Annotated in this window: 20 protein-coding genes; 11 read left to right on the plus strand and 9 right to left on the minus strand. The window is 58.0% G+C overall.

The annotated features are described in order from the left end of the window. Positions 1-3: 3 nt before the first annotated feature. Positions 4-843 carry a fumarylacetoacetate hydrolase family protein gene (locus AABA34_RS08900; protein WP_338302327.1) on the minus strand — a complete coding sequence of 280 codons (840 nt, stop codon included), beginning with the start codon at positions 841-843 and terminating at the stop codon, positions 4-6. Beyond that, entirely contained in the window at positions 840-1,856 is a 1,017-nt protein-coding gene (locus tag AABA34_RS08905) for a VOC family protein (RefSeq protein WP_338302328.1), read from the minus strand. Before AABA34_RS08905 ends, AABA34_RS08900 begins: the two co-directional genes overlap by 4 nt. 77 nt (positions 1,857-1,933) lie before the next feature. On the opposite strand from AABA34_RS08905, the gene AABA34_RS08910 reads away from it, so the two are divergent. The 3 genes from AABA34_RS08910 (at position 1,934) to AABA34_RS08920 (ending at position 4,173) form a co-directional block, all read left to right on the plus strand. Continuing rightward, positions 1,934-2,566, plus strand: a complete 633-nt coding sequence (locus AABA34_RS08910) for a TetR/AcrR family transcriptional regulator (RefSeq protein ID WP_338302329.1) — start codon at positions 1,934-1,936, stop codon at positions 2,564-2,566. A gap of 101 nt (positions 2,567-2,667) precedes the next feature. Further along, positions 2,668-3,237, plus strand: coding sequence for an META domain-containing protein (locus tag AABA34_RS08915; protein WP_338302330.1), 570 nt, complete (start codon positions 2,668-2,670; stop codon positions 3,235-3,237). Further along, complete coding sequence (locus AABA34_RS08920; protein ID WP_338302331.1) at positions 3,238-4,173, plus strand: outer membrane protein; 936 nt, start codon at positions 3,238-3,240, stop codon at positions 4,171-4,173. 8 nt (positions 4,174-4,181) lie between these two features. Here the strand turns inward: AABA34_RS08920 and AABA34_RS08925 are convergent, their stop codons facing one another. Continuing rightward, complete coding sequence (locus AABA34_RS08925; RefSeq protein ID WP_034953637.1) at positions 4,182-4,622, minus strand: hypothetical protein; 441 nt, start codon at positions 4,620-4,622, stop codon at positions 4,182-4,184. Between the two features lie 188 nt (positions 4,623-4,810). Here AABA34_RS08925 and AABA34_RS08930 point away from each other — a divergent pair, with 188 nt between their 5' ends. The 6 genes from AABA34_RS08930 to AABA34_RS08955 all read left to right on the plus strand — a co-directional run bounded on the left by AABA34_RS08930 (position 4,811) and on the right by AABA34_RS08955 (position 10,857). Further along, the gene (locus AABA34_RS08930) at positions 4,811-6,256 is read left to right on the plus strand and encodes a hypothetical protein (RefSeq protein WP_338302332.1); all 1,446 of its coding nucleotides are present in this window, start codon (positions 4,811-4,813) and stop codon (positions 6,254-6,256) included. Between the two features lie 66 nt (positions 6,257-6,322). Continuing rightward, on the plus strand, positions 6,323-6,706 hold the full coding sequence (locus AABA34_RS08935; RefSeq protein ID WP_338302333.1) for a hypothetical protein: 384 nt from the start codon (positions 6,323-6,325) through the stop codon (positions 6,704-6,706). A 3-nt stretch (positions 6,707-6,709) separates the two neighbouring features. Continuing rightward, positions 6,710-7,159 carry a hypothetical protein gene (locus AABA34_RS08940; protein WP_034953639.1) on the plus strand — a complete coding sequence of 150 codons (450 nt, stop codon included), beginning with the start codon at positions 6,710-6,712 and terminating at the stop codon, positions 7,157-7,159. Between the two features lie 98 nt (positions 7,160-7,257). Beyond that, entirely contained in the window at positions 7,258-8,604 is a 1,347-nt protein-coding gene (locus AABA34_RS08945) for a serine hydrolase domain-containing protein (protein ID WP_338302335.1), read from the plus strand. A gap of 40 nt (positions 8,605-8,644) precedes the next feature. Next, positions 8,645-9,964: a mechanosensitive ion channel family protein gene (locus AABA34_RS08950; RefSeq protein WP_338302336.1), complete on the plus strand. Its 1,320-nt coding sequence runs from the start codon at positions 8,645-8,647 to the stop codon at positions 9,962-9,964. A 29-nt stretch (positions 9,965-9,993) separates the two neighbouring features. Further along, positions 9,994-10,857 carry a hypothetical protein gene (locus AABA34_RS08955; RefSeq protein ID WP_338302337.1) on the plus strand — a complete coding sequence of 288 codons (864 nt, stop codon included), beginning with the start codon at positions 9,994-9,996 and terminating at the stop codon, positions 10,855-10,857. Between the two features lie 21 nt (positions 10,858-10,878). Here the strand turns inward: AABA34_RS08955 and AABA34_RS08960 are convergent, their stop codons facing one another. After that, complete coding sequence (locus AABA34_RS08960) at positions 10,879-12,672, minus strand: DEAD/DEAH box helicase (protein WP_338302338.1); 1,794 nt, start codon at positions 12,670-12,672, stop codon at positions 10,879-10,881. A gap of 570 nt (positions 12,673-13,242) precedes the next feature. Here AABA34_RS08960 and AABA34_RS08965 point away from each other — a divergent pair. Further along, on the plus strand, positions 13,243-13,797 hold the full coding sequence (locus AABA34_RS08965) for a spore coat protein U domain-containing protein (protein WP_338302339.1): 555 nt from the start codon (positions 13,243-13,245) through the stop codon (positions 13,795-13,797). A gap of 150 nt (positions 13,798-13,947) precedes the next feature. Further along, entirely contained in the window at positions 13,948-14,352 is a 405-nt protein-coding gene (locus AABA34_RS08970; RefSeq protein WP_338302340.1) for a hypothetical protein, read from the plus strand. 16 nt (positions 14,353-14,368) lie between these two features. On the opposite strand, the gene AABA34_RS08975 is transcribed toward AABA34_RS08970, so the two are convergent. The 5 genes from AABA34_RS08975 to AABA34_RS08995 all read right to left on the minus strand — a co-directional run bounded on the left by AABA34_RS08975 (position 14,369) and on the right by AABA34_RS08995 (position 19,595). Continuing rightward, positions 14,369-15,259: a hypothetical protein gene (locus tag AABA34_RS08975; RefSeq protein WP_338302341.1), complete on the minus strand. Its 891-nt coding sequence runs from the start codon at positions 15,257-15,259 to the stop codon at positions 14,369-14,371. Positions 15,260-15,268: 9 nt separating this feature from the next. Then, positions 15,269-16,090, minus strand: coding sequence for a hypothetical protein (locus AABA34_RS08980; protein WP_338302342.1), 822 nt, complete (start codon positions 16,088-16,090; stop codon positions 15,269-15,271). Between the two features lie 21 nt (positions 16,091-16,111). Beyond that, on the minus strand, positions 16,112-17,752 hold the full coding sequence (locus AABA34_RS08985; RefSeq protein WP_338302343.1) for a hypothetical protein: 1,641 nt from the start codon (positions 17,750-17,752) through the stop codon (positions 16,112-16,114). Positions 17,753-17,767: 15 nt separating this feature from the next. Beyond that, the gene (locus AABA34_RS08990; RefSeq protein WP_084155628.1) at positions 17,768-18,568 is read right to left on the minus strand and encodes a fimbria/pilus periplasmic chaperone; all 801 of its coding nucleotides are present in this window, start codon (positions 18,566-18,568) and stop codon (positions 17,768-17,770) included. A 343-nt stretch (positions 18,569-18,911) separates the two neighbouring features. Continuing rightward, positions 18,912-19,595, minus strand: a complete 684-nt coding sequence (locus AABA34_RS08995) for an SDR family NAD(P)-dependent oxidoreductase (RefSeq protein ID WP_338302344.1) — start codon at positions 19,593-19,595, stop codon at positions 18,912-18,914. Positions 19,596-19,645 lie beyond the last annotated feature (50 nt).

Consider the following 19,645-nt stretch of genomic DNA (forward strand, 5'->3'; position numbering starts at 1 on the left):
GGCTCAATCTTCCGCGACCATGGTGCCCTCGATATGGCCGAGGTGATCGATCTCGGTGCGCACAACGTCACCGGGCTGCAAAAAGCGGCGCGGGTCCATCGCCGCACCGATCCCGCCGGGTGTGCCCGTAAACAGGCAGTCGCCCGGCTCAAGCGTCATGCCGACCGACAGGTGCTCGACCTGTTGCCATACATTGTAGACGAGATGGCGCGTGTTCGAATTCTGCCGTTCCTCGCCATTGACATAGCAGCGGATGCCGAGATCGTGAGGGTCGCCCAATTCGTCAGCAGTGACGATCCACGGACCCATTGGCGCATGGGTGTCGAAGCTCTTTCCGAGCGACCATTGCGGCACGGCGTGCTGCCACATGCGCTCGGTGAAGTCATTGCCGACGCAGTAGCCGAAAATAGCTGTTGGTGCCTTTGATGCATCAAGGTGCTTGCCGCCCTTTCCGATCACTGCAACCAGTTCCGCCTCGTAATCGGCGGTAGCTGTTCCGCGGGCGATCAGCACCGGGTCGTAAGGCCCGTTGACGCTCGTCTGGGCCTTTGTGAACCAGACCTGCCGCTCCGGAGTGCCAAGGCCGGACTCCTCGATGTGGTCAGCGTAGTTGAGGCCGATCGCGAAGATCTTGCCTGGGCGGGGTACTGGCGCTTCCAGCTTGACCGAGGAAAGGGGAATGCCCCCTCCGCGCGAAGCTCTTTCTTCGAGTTCAGACTTCAGAGAATCCCAGTCGCGGATCAGGTCGATCATTGTGCCCGGCACTCCGGTTTCGATCACCTGATCGCCCACCACGATCCCGGTTTTTGTCGTGTCATCGATAGTAAAAGTGCAGAGTTTCATGTGGTGGGCTCCGTGGATGAATTGCTGAAGAGACGCTTGATGCGCAGTTGCATGGCCGTGACAAAAGCGACGAGACTTGGCGGGGGAGCGACCTTTCCGCTGAACATCGGGTGGGGGCTGCCCCATTGCACGGCCAGCAGCGCCTGCATCGTCTGAGTCGTGGGCGGGTCATCGGCCGTGAAGAGATCACCGTCGGTCCAGTGCTCCAGTTCGTTTCCGAATGGATCCTTCCAATAGTCGAAGATCTGGCTGCCCATGATGTGGCGGCCGACGCCCCACGCCGCCTCGCGTTGGCGAGACTTGAGATGGTCGTGGCCCAGCATAAGGTCATCGAGGTTTTCGACTTCAAAGGCGGCGTGCAAAAGGCCTAGGTCTCCCGGCAATTGGGCGAGGAAGATGGTGTGATGATCGGACGGGAGATCGCCCCTGTCACAGCGCATGAACGCGCCCAGCGCGACTCCTTTTGCGGCCTCGATTTCATCCGACGTCAGGAAACCGAAACGCTTCTTCCACCATGCCTCCGACTTGCGAAAGTCGCGAACCTTCAGCACGGCATGGCCGATGCGGCGGACGTGTGCGGGGGCCGAGGTTAGGCGCACCGCAGATCGCAAGCGAGGCTTGGCGGCGGCGCTGTTGAACAAGGGGTCGAGAAGCGTGGAGGGGGCTTGAGTTGTCTGGCCTGCAACGACTTCGACGCAATAACCGTCGGGATCGGTCAGGCGCACCACCATGCCGCCGCCGGGCTCTTGAAAAGGCTCGACTGTCAATCCCTCATGGTCGGCGAGGCGTTCGAGATCAGCGATCCTCGAGGCTCTGAGGCCAACGGCAAGAAACTTGGCCGGTCCCGGTTCGGTCACGTGGACGAATGGGCGTCCGTCCGTTCCCTTGCCATAGAGGCGTCCCCCGTCTTCGAAGCAGGAAAGACCAAAGTCATCCAGAAACTCGCGCATCAATTGGATGTCGGGCGCGGCAAAACGGACATGCGCGATGTCCTCGACCTTGATGATTGCCATTGTCCCCTCTCCGATTCGTATCTGACTATTTGGTCAATATCCTTGAAATTGACTATCTGGTCAAGTATGCCCGCTTCATGGCAACTGCAAACTCACCTTCGCCCCGGTCGCAGCGCACCCGTGCTTCGCTGATTGCCGCCGGTCTTGATCTGCTGGTTGATCGGCCCATCGACGCGATCCCGATCGACGATGTCGTTGCGCGTGCGGGGGTTGCAAAAGGCAGTTTCTTCAATCACTTCGCTGACAAGCAGGACTTTGCTGCGGCTGTTGCCGCCGAAGTCCGTGAGGAGGTCGAGGGGAGGGTGGCACGCGCGAATGCCGGTGTTGCCGATCCGGTCGCGCGCATCGCTGGCGGGATGGTCGTTGCTGCCGCATTCGCCGAAACGGAGCCCCGCCTCGCAACGGTTTTGTTGCGTAGTCAAACCCCAGCAACGAGCCAGAGCCACCCGCTTAATCGTGGGCTGAGGGCGGATATCGAAGCGGCACTTGAAATGGGGCTATTGCGCCCGGAGGCGCGCGGTGCAGGTGTCCTTTACTGGCTGGGTCTGTGCCACGTGCTGATGGTCAACCTGGTCGACACCCGACCTTCGCGTGAGGAGGCCGCGCAGACCCTGCGCGACATGCTGGAACTCGGCCTTTCCGGCCTGGGAGTTCCTCTGCACCGCGCGCAAGAACTTGCGCGCATTTCTCGAAGTCCAGCCTCTGAGTAAGGCATGATTTCGCTTCGAGAATTGCGGTGACTTGGCTCTCAGGTCTGGCCGGTACGACCCTGACATCAAGCGTATCTAGCCCATATTGGGCAGAGTGCCCCTTGCCCAAGTCTGCCTCTTGGGGCGACATTTCTGGCACAGGTATATCGGCTGGAATGGTGCGCAAAATGAATTGGCAACCTACCTCTTTGGTGACGGCAATGACCTTTATGCTAGCCTCGGCATGCACCAATTCGGTAGCTGAAGGCGATGAAGCTTCAGACAGCGAACCGCCGCTCTCACTTGCCGAGAGCAGTTGGGTGCTGGCTGAAATCTCTGCAGGGCAAGCGGCGGATGCGCAGTCTGAAGCGGTAGAGGAAGGGCTTTATACGCTGCTCTTCCGTGCCGATGGCAGCGCCGCAATGCGCTTTGATTGCAATCGCGGATTCGGACGTTGGCAGGTTGTCGAAGATGGCGGAGCGGGCCAAGGATCAATAGCAATTACCGATATGGGGGTGACAAAGGCGCTGTGTCCTCCCACTTCCATCAGCGATCGTGTAATCGCAGATTTCGCGGCGTTTGACCGCTATAAACTTGTCGGCGAACAACTTGAGCTCAAGATCGAACAAAAGAGCGTGAGCTATCATTGGGTCAGAACCGACCAGGAAGCCTTGATCGAAGGAAGCGAATAGGTGCGAACACCATTTATCGGGATGGCGGCAAGATCGTCTTTTGCCCTATTTTTCATCACCGGTTTTTCGGCACCTCTTTCCGCTGCCCAATCAGAGGAGAGGCTTGGCGAAGAGAACCGCCCTCGGTTCGAATTGATCTCGCATGAAGCCGGTTCGAGCGAGACAGATGTTCTGCCTCCCAACGAAATGCCACTGGCACTGCAAGCGGCTGCGACTGCGGCTGCGCCCTCTGCCCGCCGCGCCGTGGTATCCGAGGGGGATGACCTTACCTTCATCGTAAGTCCCTATGTCTGGATTCCCACCGTTACTGGTGACATCGGTGTCGGGGCTCAGGGGCTGCAGTTCGAACTCGATGCCGGTGATCTCTTGGACGTGTTCGAGTTTGGCGGGCTCATTCGCGGTGAAGTTCGGCACAAGTCAGGCTGGGGGCTGTCTGTCGATCACATTTTTGCAGACCTTGGTGCCGGGGTGGACATTCTGATCGGCGATGTGGATGCGGATATTGATGCCGGCATCACGGAAGTCGCGATTGTCCGTCGGTTCGACTTCGATCAACACGCGCTCGATGCGTACGCGGGCATCCGGCATTGGAACGCCGATGTCGATGTCGCAATTGAGACATTCTTCTTCAACGATACCATCCGGACAGGCGATGACTGGATTGATCCGATTATCGGCGCGCGCTACCTCCACTCCGTATCTTCTGACTGGCGTTTGATTGCACAGGGCGACATCGGCGGCTTCGGGGTAGGGTCCGATTTCAGCTGGAACGTTGCGGCCGGGGCATCCTACGATGCTTCGGACAATCTGTCCCTCCAACTGGTTTACAGGGCGCTTAGCGTTGATCGCGAAAGCCCCGCCATCGGGGGAGGCTCTCCGGTCGATCTGAATATCACGATACAAGGACCGCTGATCGGGCTCGCGTACAGATTTTGAGGTCACCTCTAGCGAGATCTGGCCTTGTCAAAGGCTTGAACCACGCTGGACAAATACTCCATCGACATATCGGTTACGGGGTGCAGTTGTGATCGAGCTTCGTCTCCGATTGCCCAATGGCCCCGGTTGTCGCGAACAGTCCAACCCTTCTTCTGAAGTTTCGATAGTTTCCGCCTGACGGATTCACGCGGGATCCCGGTGATCTGCGAAATCGAATGGGTATTTAGCGGGGTCACCAGATTCCGCCTCGATTCTCCTGTCAGGAAATCTTCGTAGGCCAAATCCTTTGGCAATCTGTCGCGGGGCAATACCGCGGACCCGACAACGGCAAGGATCAGTACGGAATCCAGATCGCCGTCGAAGACCTGACGTAGACCTGAGAGAAGCCGGATGAAGCCTTCGACATGGACAGGCCAAACCGCTCCGAAGTGCAATTCCGCGATTTTCATCAGTGACTCCTCCGGTACGGTAAGATTACTAGACCACAGCGCCCATTTTGGGCAATGGGTCTGTTTACTGCGGCACCGATTTTGGGGAGCCTCGCACCATAAGAAAACAAAACCACCGGAGTCGCGCTACGGAGGTTTCCCCCTTGTTCGATTGCAGGCTTATTCGTCATGAAGCAGGTCGGAGTGCTATGGCTCGCCGTCCTGCCAAATCCGGTGTTTTGATTTCAGCTTTTGCGCTTGGTGTTGTTGCCGCACCCGCCGCAATGGCACAGGAGGTAACTCAAGCTGGTGACAGCCGCAGCGAAGAGCTTGATGTAAAAGTCACGTTCGAAGGCGGCCTTAACGCTGTCGCCGAGGAGAACCTGTTCTGGAACCTCGCCGAGATCTTTGCTCCGACGGCCGATTTCAACTCCGATACCCAATGGCTTGAAGCATACATCAAGCCCGGCATCGTCATTGAGAGCCACGTTAGCAGTTCCGCGACCGTCTACGCCGGGGGATCATTCGTCGCTTCAATGACGACTGGGCAGGATGGGCTTGGCCAAAGCAACAACAACCGCCTCACGAGTGAAGAGGCATACATCGGTTTGCGCATAGGCTCGAGAGAAACAGGCGAACTTGATCTTTCCATCGGTGCGCAGACGCTCAAGCTGGGCACCGGGATGCAGATCGCCAATGGTGCCTCGAACGGGTTTGAACGTGGGGCCGTCAAGCTGGGGCCGCGCAAGGCCTGGGAGCGGACCGCGATCGCAAAATTCTCGCTCGATGGGCTGACGGCCAGAGCATTCTATCTGGATCCGAACGAGCTGGCTTCGAACGATACCGGAACGGAAATCGTCGGCGGCGACCTTCGCTATGATTGGGATGGCGACTTCATTGGAGCCACTTATGTGAACCTTATCGAATCCGGCGCGCCTTATCCTCAGGCGGCGCCTGGAGGCTTTGGCCCGCCTGCGTTCCTGAATGGAGGGCGTGACGGTCTCAATTCGCTTTCATTCTATGGGCGCGTCCATCCGCTCAAAGGTGCCGTTCCTGGGCTGTATGTGGCTTTGGATGGCGCATATCAGTGGAATGAACGCATCGATCTCGACGCCTGGGCAGGACGTATTCAGTTGGGGCACGCATGGAACAACAAGCCATGGCGGCCTGAAGTGTTTTACACTTATCAGACCTTTTCCGGCGATGATCCTAACACCACGAAGTTGGAACGGTTCGATCCGCTCAACTACGAAGGCTCGCCTGCCAGCTGGGCTACTGGTTCGAAGTCTGCGTTGGTCTTCATCAATTCAAACGTCCAGTCGCATCAACTGACGTTCAAGATGATGCCGAGCCCGCGTGATTTTGTGACGCTCAGGACGGCGCATATTCGGGTGAACGAGTTGCGAAGCCCGATCCAGTTCGGCCAGGCGACGCGGCTCGATCTGACGGATGATCTGGGCAGTGTCGTAGCCGGCGTGACCGATCCTCATTTGTCCGACGATGTGTTCATTGAATACACGCGTGTCCTGACACCAAACATCTTTCTGACCGGCGGATTCAGCGTGTCCGTGCCCGGCGACGGCATTCGCATTGCTGCTGGCGGTTCTGCACCTGCCTGGACCGGAGGGTTCGTGAACATTGTGGTCAATTACTGAGCCACCGCAATGCATCTGCAGTTCGCGGGGAATGGGCTGCGATCGAAAGCAAAGGATGGAGGAGAAATGATGAAAATGGTTTTGACCGGCTCTCTTGGAGCAGCCGTTCTCGCTGTAACTGCGATCTTCGCCGCACCTGCCTCTGCGCAGGAAGAAGCACCCGACATGAGCCAGGAAGAGCAGGTCGACAACGGCTTGAAGAACTTCGGCTATATCGCAGGGCTTTCGCGTGGTTGTGTCGCAGAAAACCAGCAGATGGCCTTTGAGCGCGACGTGCTGGAAATTCACGCCTCCATCACGCGTCTTCTCGGGATCGACCGGGCGTTCCTGTTTTCGGCAGCGTTCGGATACGGATCAAGCGTGGTTGTCGAGCAGGAAAACTGCGCCGAAGTGATCCGCCAGTACGAGGCCCGCTCCGCGAAATATCGCAACGCTGCGCAAGGAGGCTGACCGATGCAGAAGAACATCTTGTTCCTGCTTGCCGCCGCTACAGTCTTCACTGCGTTGCCTGAAGATGTGTCGGCGCAAAGCTGGGAAGTGCGCAGGGAAATCCGCGAAGGAAACCGCGAGGTTGCACGTGAACGCCGCGAGGCAGCACGTGAGATCATGCGATGCAAGACGCGTGAGTGCGCTGAGCGTGAATTCCGTGAGGCAAACCGCGAAGTGGCGCGTGAACGTCGCGAAGCAAGACGGGAAGTCATGCGCGAAATCCGAGAGGATTATTATGATCGCTTCTACCGCGGGAACGGTCGCTGGTGGCGCGATGGCCGATATTGGAACCGCGATGAATACCTGCGTCGATATTACGCGCGGCGGGACAATGACGGTGCTGACGTGCTCAAAGGCGCTGTTGTTGCAGCAGCCGTTGTCGGCGTGATTGCCGCCATTGCTGATGACGATTGAACGACCTGAGTGATCTGCCTTGCAGCCGCCAGCCTTGTGGCGGGAAAAATTGAATGTTTTGAGTGCGGACGTGCTCCGCAACCGTTTGGAGAATGGTGATGCGCCTTTGGAATACCAATCTGTGCAAGGCTCTTGGCTTGGCAGGGCTGCTTGCGGCTTCGTTCACTCCGGCCAATGCTCAGCAAGGCCAACCTCCTCTTTCTGCACAGGATTCCGATCCGCGGGTGATGGGCTGGATGCAGGGGTCTCCGCCGCCGGAAGACAAGATCATCACCCAGCCAGACTCGGTCTATTTCAGCTTCCCGCGTCTCAGATGGTCGGTCTGCCATTTGCGTGAATTCCTGCCGACCGAGGAGATCAGCCGGGGGCTCGAAGCTCCGGTGCCGCTATCTTATCTTCCGCCGGCCGATTTTGCGGATGAACGGCAGACGATCGACGCGCTTACGTTCACGCCGATGAACGGTTCAGAGCCGATGTCGTGGGAACAATCGCTCTATGCGAATTACACTGACGGCATCCTGATCCTGCACAAGGGCAAGGTCGTATACGAACGTTATTTCGGCTGTCTTGAAGAAGACGGAAAGCATGCAGCCATGTCGATGACCAAATCCGTAACCGGATTGCTGGCGCAGATTTTGGTTGCGGAAGGCGTGCTTGATGAGACTGCACTGGTTCGCGACATAATTCCCGAAATCGGATCGTCCGCTTTCGCTTCGGCGACAGTGCGCGAGGTCATGGATATGACCACCGGGGTCAAATACTCCGAGAACTATGCAGATCCCAATGCCGATATCTGGGTCTATTCGCGCGCCGCGAGCCCGCTGCCCAAGCCCGAAGGTTATACCGGCCCGAACGGGTATTGGGAGTACCTCCAACAAGTCCAGCCGGAAGGCAATCACGGAGACGAATTCCACTACAAGACGATCAACTCCGACATGCTCGGCTGGCTCATCACGCGTGTCACCGGCAAATCGGTTACTGAGTTGGCAAGTGAGCGTCTGTGGAAGCCGATGGGGGCAGAGCAATCCGCCTACCAGACAGTCGACGGCAAAGGTGTTCCCTTCGCCGGCGGTGGATTGACCGCTGGCCTGCGTGATCTGGGAAGGCTTGGCCAGTTGATGTTGAATGAAGGGGAGATCAACGGGGAGCGGCTGTTCCCGGCGGAGGTTGTTTCCCGCATTCGGCAAGGCGGCGACCAGTCAAAGTTTGGCGGATTTCCGACCATTCCCAATGGCAGCTACACCAGTCAATGGTGGGTCTTCCACAATGAGAACGGCGCCTATGCGGCGCGGGGCGTACACGGGCAGACCATCTACGTCGATCCGACCGCAGAAATGGTGCTTGTACGATTTGCCTCGTTCCCGACCGCCGCCAACGGAAGGATCGATCCTACATCACTCCCGGCGTACCAGGCGGTTGCCGATTACCTGATGTCCAAGGAGTAGTACTGCACATTCAAGAGTTATGCTGCTTCGGAGCTTTCAAATGCGCTTTCTGAGACTGGTGCTGGCAATGGCAGGCCTCATGATGGCTTTGTTTCATCCCGCGATCCAGGCGCAGACGCCAGAAGCGGAAAGCCCGCAAGCTGAGGCAGCCGAACCCGACCCCGCGATTCAGTGGGAAGGGCGCATTACGAATCCTTCGATCTCGACGGCAGAACTGTCTCACTTGCTCGTCCCACTGACCAAGCAGCAGCTTGAGTCCGTCAGCGGTGAGTGGCTCAAGATTGTACAGGACAAGACCAGCGAAATATCCCTGCTTCAGGCGGAGCGGGTCCGGAATCCTGCCGAGGATCGGGCCGAACGTGTCAATCGGATCGTTTCATTGGTTGAGCAGCGGGCAAGGCTACTGGAGCGATATACTCTCGTCGTGGACTCGCTGGAGCGTAAAGGCGGCGACGAAGCCTTGGTGAACGAGCTGCGAGCGTATCGCTCGAGCATTCTCTACGAAGAGACCTCGCTCGCCAGCGCAGGTGCGCTTGCAGGCTCATTGCTGGCATGGCTGGGCAGGCGTGACGGCGGAATTGCCGTATTGATCAGCATCTCGGTTGCGATCATCGCATTGGGCGCGATCGTTTTTGTTGCGCGTTTGGCGAGGGGAGGAGCTCGGTTCTGGATCGGTCGGAGAACCTCCCTGTCAAAACTCCTGCAGAACTTTCTGGTTGGAGCCTTCTATTGGCTGTTCATACTGCTCGGCCTGCTCGTCGTCCTTTCCGCCATCGACATTGATATCACGCCATTGTTTGCGGTTATTGGGGGGGCGTCCTTCATCCTCGCATTCGCATTTCAGGACACGCTCGGCAATCTGGCTAGCGGGTTGATGATCATGATCAACCAACCTTTCGACGAAGGAGACTTCATCGAAGTCGGCGGGGTCGCGGGAACGGTCCAGAAGGTAAGCATTGTAGGCACGACAATCGCGACGCCCGACAACAAGATCATTGTCGTGCCTAACAAGAATGTCTGGGGCAACGTCATCGTCAATGCTTCTGCCAGCGACATTCGCCGGGTCGATCTGACATTCGGAGCATCGTATGATGACCCGATTCAAGCGGTTCTGGAAACAATAAACGGTGTGGTTTCGGCTCATCCGAAAATCCTCGAAGACCCTGCGCCGCAAGTGCAAGCCAACGAATTGTCGGCCAACTCGGTCAATTATATTTGCAGGCCCTGGGTGCGATCCGACGACTACATTGATGTCTATTGGGATTTGACCCGGCAGGTGAAAGAGGCGTTCGACAAGAACGGCCTTTCCATGCCTTATCCGCAGCAGGATGTGCATTTGAAGCATGTCCCTGCGAACTGAATTCGAAACTCACTGTTGAGAACGCGGGCATGACGCTGCGAACACTTGCAAAGACCATTGCTGCCATAGCCCTCGCAGCGTCTGCGTCAGCTTTTCCGGGCGCTGCGGTGGCTCAGGAATTGGACGACCCAGCCGATAATGAGAATCCCCAGACAGCGCCTGGTGTAAACCCCAAGGACAACATCACCAAAGCAGAGGTCATTTTCCAACATGACAACCTCGAAAATGGGGTGAGCGTCACGACAATGGCGTTGAAATACGACATCGCCTTCGATGCCAATTGGGGCGCCAACATCGAGCTGCCGATAAGCAATCTGCGTGGCCCAGTCCCACCGGTCACCTCCCGAGGTGGCCCTGCGCTATTGGTTGAAGACACCGAACGACCGGTCACGGGCTCGCCCGGCGCTACTTTCGACGCGTTCGGGATCGGCGATCTCAGACTTCGCAGCCGCAATGTCAGGACGTACGGTCGGGTATCAGTGCTGTCGGCAGTCGAGCTGGTGGTGCCCACCGCCACCGATGACCTCATCGGAACGGGTAAATGGCAAATCAACCCGGTCGTTGGTGCCGTCTACGCCTTCGATCAGCAGACTTTCGCGTTTGCGGGTTACAAACACTATCTCTCGATTGCGGGCGACGATCAGCGAGAAGACATCAACCGAAGCGAAGGCCGAGCGCTGTTCGCAAGGCTTTTCACAAATGCGACTTGGGTCCTGGGGGACATAAAATATTCGAAGTCCCACACGGGCCTTGAAGCTGAAACACTGGACCTAGAGGGCGAATACGGCACCATGCTGTCGCGCTCTGTCGCCTTGTCCGGACGGGTGGGAACCTCGTTCCTGGACTCGCAACGTCAATTCGGGCTTTCGCTGAATCTGCGAAAGATTTTCTAACGCTACCACCTGCCCAAAGGGTCAGACCCGCTTGGAGCGGCCAAAGGTGCCTGAGCCCTTCTTGGGGCGTTTGGGCCTATTGTCCTGCTTTCGCTCTTTCTTGTCGAACTTCTTGAAACGTGGTTTTGCTTTGACCCGTGGTGCGTCCTGTTCGTCACGCGGTTTGAAGCGGCGGCGATTGTCCTTTGCCATATCGCGTGGCCCGCCATTTGAGGGTTCAATCAAAACCGGCTCTTCGTCGCCTTCCCCTCGCGCTTGTGCGGTCCTTACGGTCGCTTCGGCGAACTTGTCGGCAATGGCACGGGGTATCTGGAAGAAGGTTTCATTCTGCCCAATCCGGATCGCCCCGATTTCGTTGCGAGTGATATGCCCACGTCGGCACAGCAGCGGCAGGATCCAGCGAGGGTCTGCGTTGTCGCGTCGGCCGATGTCCATCCGGAACCAGACGACATCCTCGAAACCGGCGCGGTGCTTCTCCTTTTGTGCCTCGCGCCGGGCATCGGGCGTGTTCGCGATCAATTCTTCGGGTTCGGGCAAGTTGGCACGGTGGGCCTGCACCAGCATAGCCGCAATCTGCTCCGGCGTGCGCTCTGCCAAAAGCCGGTCCGCCAGTTCCCGGTCTCCGTCCTCGACTTCCATCGGCTGAAGCAGCTTTTCAAGCAAACGTTCGCGGTCGCGCGACTTGATCGCGTCGCGATCTGGCGCGTCGGTCCATTCCGCCTTGATCTTCGCATGGTGCAACATCGATTCCACTCGACGGCGCCTGGAGAAAGGCACGATCAGAACGGCGGTGCCTTTCTTTCCTGCGCGACCTGTGCGGCCTGAGCGATGCTGCAGTGCTTCGGCATCACGCGGCAATTCGACGTGGATGACCAGGCTGAGGGACGGAAGGTCGATCCCACGGGCCGCGACATCAGTAGCCACGCACACCCTCGCTCGCCGATCGCGCAAGGCTTGCAACGCATGGTTGCGCTCCGATTGCGAATGCTCGCCCGAAAGCGCGACGACAGCAAAACCGCGTTCCTGCAAGGTTGAATGCAGGTGCCGGACTTTTTCACGGGTCGCGCAAAAAAGGATCGCCGTTTCCGCCTCGTGGAAGCGCAGCAGGTTTACCACTGCATTCTCTATCTCGGGCGGGGACACGGTGACGGCCTGATATGAGATGTCGCCGTGGCCATCTCCTTGGGAAATCGTGGCAATTCTAAGCGCGTCGCTCTGATAGCGCCGGGCGAGGGTTTCGATAGGGCGAGCGATTGTGGCCGAAAACAACAATGTCCGGCGGCTGGCCGGGGCCGCATCGAGAATTTCCTCAAGCTCCTCGCGAAAGCCCATATCGAGCATTTCGTCGGCTTCATCGAGGACCACGGCCCTGAGGTCCGAGAGATCCAGCGCGCCCCGCTCCAGATGATCGCGCAGCCTGCCCGGTGTCCCGACGACGATGGTCGCGCCCGAGCGCAGCACCTTGCGTTCCTGCTGCGGGTTCATGCCGCCCACGCAGGTGGCAACACGGCCGCCGGCCTTGCCATACAGCCATGCCAGTTCGCGGCTAACTTGCAGCGCAAGCTCGCGCGTTGGCGCGATGATGAGCGCAAGTGGGCGCTCCGAGAACGCGATTGTGTCGCTCTCGCCCAGAACGTCCTTGGCCATGGCGATGCCGAAAGCGATCGTTTTGCCGGAACCGGTCTGCGCTGAAACCAGCAGATCCCTTCCTTCAGCATCGGGCTGCATTACCGCCGACTGCACCGGAGTCGCGCTGGAATAGCCACGCTCGACAAGAGCAGCCTCAAGGGCTGCGGGTAGGGGAGGGAAGTTCATTCTTGAGGGCCTGTAGAAAGAGAGAGAGCCGTCACGATCTGGCGAATTACAGTGTCACCGGAATAAAGCGTGGCGAGGCGCATCGCGTTTGCGCTTTTGCGGCCCCTTAGACTGCAAAACGGGTTTTGGCTCGCAAAAAAGGCTGTCGTGCGTCGATTGGATTGTTCTGACGCAATGGCGCTCGGCTTTTCGCGCGCTGCCGGGCGGCGGCGACTCAGGGGCCTAGCCGCATAGCATCGCGCTGGATTGATGTGCGCTCGCAAGTCGCGCCCTAGAAGGGTGCAATTCAAGTCAAATCGGATCAATGCTCAAGAGAGATTGATCCAGATTGGAGTTATACTTGGTTAATCGCCTTTTAACTAACATCAATTCGATTAAAAATTTCTCACATCGCAGCTGAACGATTCGGAAAGACAATGAAAGCGGTGAGATTCGCCGGATGTAAAACCGGATGTAAAGCCGGAAAGGCGCTTCTTGGGGCGGGGGTGTGCTATCTCCTTCCTATATATGGTCGCATAATTCTGATTCAATCCGAATAATGAATCGTCATTTACTTGAAGTGAGGAATATATGAAAAAGCTTCTTCTTTCTGCTGTCGCAGTTTCGCTGATTGGCACTCCCGCATTTGCGGCGGATTCCGATCAACAGGATTTCGTGATCAACGCGAATGTCGAACAGGAATGCAGCCTTGAAAACCCGACTGATTTCAACCTCGGCGCACTCCGGATCAACACCGATCCCGGTCCGCAGGCCCTGCTTCTGACTGCCACTGCCAGTGACACGCAGGATATCTGGATGAGCTGCAACTATCCAGCAGACATTTCACTCGAAGCGGACAACCGCGCTTTGGTCAATTCCAATCCTGTGACCGACACCGCACAGTTCACCAACCGGCTGAACTATCGCGTCGGTCTTCAGCCGAGCAATGGCAGCGCATTCAACGGCTTCAACAGCTGGGCGCCCTTCGTGCAGCCGCAGCCCACGACCCGCACGCAGACTGCGGAATTCCATGACAATGCGACTTTGACGGTAACGATGCCGCATTTTGAATACGGCAACCAGAACCGTCGCCCGATCGCCGGCGACTATACCGACACCGTGACGATCACGCTCGGCACGATCTGATCGGGCCAAAACGAGTATTCGTTGGGAAGGGGGCGCTCATGCGCCCCTTTTTTCTTGCTCCATAGTCGAGCATTCCGGCGGCAATTGAACTGAATCTTAAACGCTGAAAGCTAACCCGTTCTCCGTCCGATAGGAGAATGAACTATGCGCATGACTTTCGCCGCCGTGGCTGGCGTCGCCTGCCTCGCCACTTCCGTTCCGGCATTCGCTGGCTCGAATGCGAGCGGTTCGGCGCGCATCACCGCGACAGTCCCCGAAGTTTGCGACATCTCGGCCAACCAGTTTGTTGCCGATACGAACGGGTTGGTGACTGGCACAGTTCAGGAATTCTGCAATTCGAACAATAGCTACCAAGTCGTCGCCATGCACCGCCCGCTCGCCTTGGACGAAGTTGCAGTGGTGCAATATGGTGGGATCATGCGTGATCTGGACATGACCGGGCTTTCGCTGATCGCGTTTCGATCAGGACAACGCATTGAAAACGTGAATGTTGTGATCGATGCACGGGAGATTGAGGCACCGCTTGCGGTGGCGTTCACGATGTCGCCGGTTTGACAAGCAGCCTTGCCGGTCAATTTGCAGTGACGGTCACCTCGACCCGGTCCGAGTAAGAACCAGCGCGCGCCCGGAAGGGACGAACCTGCACTTGCAGAGGATGAAAATCCCCCAGGGCATCGGTGCCATCCGGTTCCATCCCAGCGGGCAATCCCATCAGGTTCACCTGGCTACCACCCATGAACAACTGGTAGTCGATCGTGTTGGGCGCGCTGGAGTGCCTTAATCGGCCTTCATTCTCCGAAACGAAACTGATGGTGTAGGGGGATGTGCTCCAGACGCGGATGCCGAACGGGTTCGAGAAATTGATCCGTTCCGGATCAAGTGTCCCCAAATTGACGCTTGCGATTGCGTCACGACCGGTTGCTCCCACAGTCCTAACCTCGACTGCCGGAGGGACATTCAACGAAATGGTGAGCCGCAGCTGATCGGTCACCGTCCCTGATTGGTCGAGCAGGAACACCAGCAGATCATCCACCTGCCTGCCTTCCGCCAATCCCCAATTGCTGGGTACGATCAGGCGAAACGGGACGGCAAGGCCATTTGGCGAACTTGGCAGACGCGGAATGTCGAGATCGCTCGCGGCAGTTGCTGGGAAAGATTCGTTGGCGAGGATTTCCATCGTCTGCCCCTGCGCCTGGAGCGAGAAGTCGATCTGCCCCCGTGAAGGAGAGGTGCTGAGGCGGGCAACCCGGATCCTTGCGGGGCATGCCGAATTGTCGCCTGAGCCATTGCGAATGCGGATCTGGAAGGTTTCGGACGCGGTGTTTCCCGCTCCCACTTCAATATCGTTCAGCGTCACGCTCTGCGCGGCCTGGAGGAATTCCGGTGCACATTGCGACTGTGCGCAGGCCGGAAAGGCAACCACGGCAGTCGCCGTGCCAATCATTGCTCGCAACAGCTTCATTTCACCCTCCTATTCGACAGCCGGAACCTGGACTGGTTCAAGCCTGACCAGAGCACCGCCGTCTTCTGGTACGGAAAATTCGAATTGCCGTCCGCTTTGGGGCAATTCGACGCGATAGCGTTTGCCGACAGCCAGACCGAAAAGCGCATAACGACCCTGTCTGTTGGTGAAGAAGACCAGCGGTTTGAAACCTTCGTCACCATCGGCGGAGGTAACCGTTCCGCTTTCCAGCGTGACAGGGCCATCAGGGTCTTCAAGCCGTCCGATGACGCTCACGAAATACTCATTGCCGATGACGAGTTTATAGCCGCTTCGGTACGGCGGCTCGACCAGAACGACTCCGTCGCCGACATCGAAGCCGTCTTCGGGATCGGCGGCATCAAACTGGATGTTCTGTTCGCTGTAGGCGGAAAGGTCGCCCTGCAATGCCGCGCCGAGCGCGCCGCTGCGGGCGTAGTATTCGCTGCCCTCCAGGGTACGCGCGGTGACGATGCCCTGGCTTTTCAGGGCCGGGTGCGAACTGGCGACAGCGAAAGAATTCGTGACCGGGCGACCAATTGCGAAAGTATCATCAGCAAAGGCAATTGCACTGCTGATCTGGACGCGTGCGCGCTGCTGCGCGAACACATCGCCGATTGAATTGCCCGAACTGGTGACATCGGCTCTCGCCGCAAATCGGTTCGAGACATATTGCACCTGCACGTCGGCCTGGGTCTGATCGCCGAATTGCGAGATTCCTGCGTCATACCCGAACGAACCGATGGAATTGTCCGCGCCGCGTGAGATGTTCGCACGGTAATTGTCGATGCGGCTACGATAATCTGCGTTCACACGGGTCCGCCCACCCAACGCTCAGGTCAGGCCGATCCGCACCCCGAACTGTTCGCGCCCGCCAATGGCCGATCCGTATTCGGCGCCTGCGCTGAGCCTCATTCGGTTGTTCAGGCGATAGTTTACGTCGAAGAACGCGTTGTAATTGTCCTCGCCGCGGCCACTGTTCCTCACAAAGCTTCCGCCGACTACGGCGAAAATGCTTTCCGAGAAGGAACGGGAATAGGACGCGCCGACCGACAAGAGGTCGAAATTGATCGGCTGCACCAGATCAATGGTACGGTACTTGCTGCTTTCGTACTCGACATTTATCGCAAGCTGGCTCGAGTTGCTGAGAGCGTTCCCGGTCTGGAGCTGGAAACCGGCGCGAACTGCAATCCCCACCCCTGAGTCCGAATAGCTGACCCCGGTTTCCAGATCGAATACGCCGGGAATGATCTGAGGAACAACTGAGACGCTCCCCGCAACTGTTTGAACGTCCTCTGATGCCTGAAATGCCGCGCCCAGCACGAGGTTTTCAGACAATGCCTTACGATAGAATCCCGATGCCGCGACTTCATCGGTGTAATCCTGTTGGAACCCGAGCGGGCGCGACAGCACCCCAACAGCCAGCGAATATTCTTCTTCTCCGGCAGGCAGGGCGAGATTTTCGAAAAAGAAGCTGTAATCGACGATCCGTTCCTGCCCGAAGGAATCCCGTATAAGCAGCTGAACATCATTGGAGCCCTGCTGGATCGGTAAATTGGCCAGATCATATGTGCCGGCGTCCAGTTGCAGAGTGTCAAACCGTTCCCCGTTGACCCGCACCTCAACGGTCGACCTGTTGTCGAGGAATATCTGCCTCCCACCAAGCTGGGTCACCGATAAGAAGGGATCGAAGATGCGGCGGCGCTTCTCGATCGCGACGCCGCCAATCTGGGGGTTGCGAAGGACTGAAAGCGATTCAACCACCAGATCACCGGCTGAATAGCGTCGATAGGAATCCGGATCGTCATAAACGGCGCGTGTAGCCCGGCGCAGGAATTGCACGTCACCGGTGAACTGATCGGTGATGGCGCCATCGTATTCTACCACCACTCCGCCGATGCGCGTGGCCCCGTCGAGGAAGAAAGAGGGCAGTTCCGCACCCAGAGCGGTGTCGTAATCAAAGTTGCCGGTAACATTGAGGTAACTGCTAAATCTTGCTGGCTCGATCCGGTTGAGCTGGATACCGCTGCGACGATCACTGCGAGCGCCGATTTGCTGGACTGCCAAGAGCTCGGGTCGGATACCGAGGATTACCAGTTGCAACCGTCGTTGATCGAAAGTGATGTCGATCCCGGCTGTTTGCAGGCTCTCGGCTGAAGTCAGGGCTTGGCCTTCGAGCACCTGATCAAGGCCAGCCAATCCCTCTTCATTGAGGATAGGGGCGATTTCCCGCCTGAAGCTTGCCGTGTCGATGAGGTAGCTGTTGTCTGCTTCGACCTCGATAAACACTTCGCCAAAGGCGCGGGTTTCGGACACCAGCGGGACGCTGAAACTCAGCGTTCGGCGTGTTTGCTCGCTTGGCTCCGCTGCAGACTCGCCTGCCGGATCATTCCGTATCGCCGGGTCCTGTGCCCAGGCACCTTGGGCTAGCAGCAGACCGGGGGCACCCGCCAGCAATCGATATCGGGTCTTCATGATCCGCATGACGACTTACGGATCGACTGTGATGGAAAGTGTTTCGTTGTTCAGCGCTGCATCTGTCGGGATGAAGAAGAGGCGGTTCTTTCCCGGAGCGACAACGCCCGTTCCGATCATCCGGGACATCTCGATACCGCTCAACTGCATGGCGAAATCGTCCCCGGCGGTCGTCTTGGCAGTGATGGACCAGTTCGAACGGCCAGCGAAAAAGTAGCGCGTCCCGTCATTGCCAAGATCGATAGCAATGCCTTTTTCTATCGGGATAACCTCTGGGCGATCTTCCTCGGCGACGCCTTCGAGCGAGATTTCGCGTTCCACATATTGCGCGCTCCGGATCGTTGCTAGCGGTTGCGCGCCGTCGGGAACGACATTGATCAGGACGTTGAAATTGACGACGACCTGCACCTGGTTCTGACCCGGCTGAAAGGCGACCGGAATCTGCTTGATCGAAAGGTAAAAGATCTTCGACTGTTCCAGCGCATCTTCACCGACGTATTGGACCCTGAACACCTGTTGCGACCGCCCTTCGACGATGGCCTGAGGCGGGAAAACCACGAACTGATCATCAGCCGGGGTCAGCGTCAGCTCTCCCTCAGGAGAGATTTCGCCGCTCATCATCTGGACTTCGTAGGCGATGTCCCGGTCGGCATCGTTGGTCAGTTCGATCCTTGCGATCGAATTGCGCCCGGTTGGCTCCATCTCCACGATCATTGGTGTGACCCGCGAAGCGGCTGCGCGGTTAGGAATCGCGATGGCGCTGACCAGCAAGGCCATGCACAAGATGAAGGTGCCGAAAAGCTTGCCCTTGATCATTTTCCTGATCCTGTTTCCCCCCGGGCTGCCCATTCAGGCGGGAAGCCCTTGCCAAGGGTGAGCTAACAGAATGCGGACATGCGGTGCATGAGGGGAAACCCCTAATTCTCGATCCGGGACTCCCGGAGAGCGATGTGAAGACGCGCGGAATTTTGCCGAGCGGCGACCAAAAGCCTCCCGGCGACTACTTAGGTAAATTCCTGTAAAAGCGAGAAAATACAGTGGTTGGCTGGCGTGATTCCCCGTCGATGACGGAACGCCCGGAATGTTGTAGCCAATTCGGACTGAAGTCCGGCATTACCGCCAAACCGGATGCAGAACGCGCCTGATCCAGGTTGTCGCGTTAGTCGCCGCGCCCACGCGAAACCTTGATCGACTCCCCGGTAATTGATCGCGCCGCATCCGAGGCGAGGAAGGCGATCACACTCGCAATATCGGCGGCGCGAACCCAGCCGGACGTATCTGCATCGGGCATGTCGGCGCGATTTGTCGGAGTGTCGATAATGGTTGGCAAGACGGCGTTGACGGTGATGTCCTCGCCAGCCAGCTCGGCGGCGAGGCTTTCGGTCAGTCTTGCAACGGCGGCCTTGGACGCGGCATAGGCACCCATGCCGGCATCCGCTTTTGCTGCGGCAGCCGCCCCGATATTGATGATGGCCGCACCCGGTTGGCTGATGAGGTTGGGGATGCAGGTCTTGCACATCGTCACCGCCGTCAGAGCATTCATGCGGAACATGCGCTCCCACGTGTCCGGGCCGCCATCATCGAGCGTTTCCCAAACGAAGCCCCCGGCAATGTTCACCAGAACGCTTGGTGCGCCCAATGCTTGCGTCACTTGCGCCAGCGCCGCCTTCGCGGCCTCGGCATCGCTGAGGTCGACCCCGCCGATGTGATACGCCGGGGAGCCTTCAGGAGTAGGGGCGTAATCGATCCGTCCCACCTTGTCGCCCAGCGCCTCGAAATGATCGGCGACCGCGCTGCCGAGATATCCGAATGCTCCGGTGACGATGATGGTGCGCGCGGTCATGAAAGGGCTCCAGTATTCATAAATTTGGCAGTGGGAATTCGGTTCAGTTC

This window comes from Erythrobacter sp. Dej080120_24 (assembly GCF_036322605.1).
Taxonomy (GTDB): domain Bacteria; phylum Pseudomonadota; class Alphaproteobacteria; order Sphingomonadales; family Sphingomonadaceae; genus Erythrobacter; species Erythrobacter aurantius.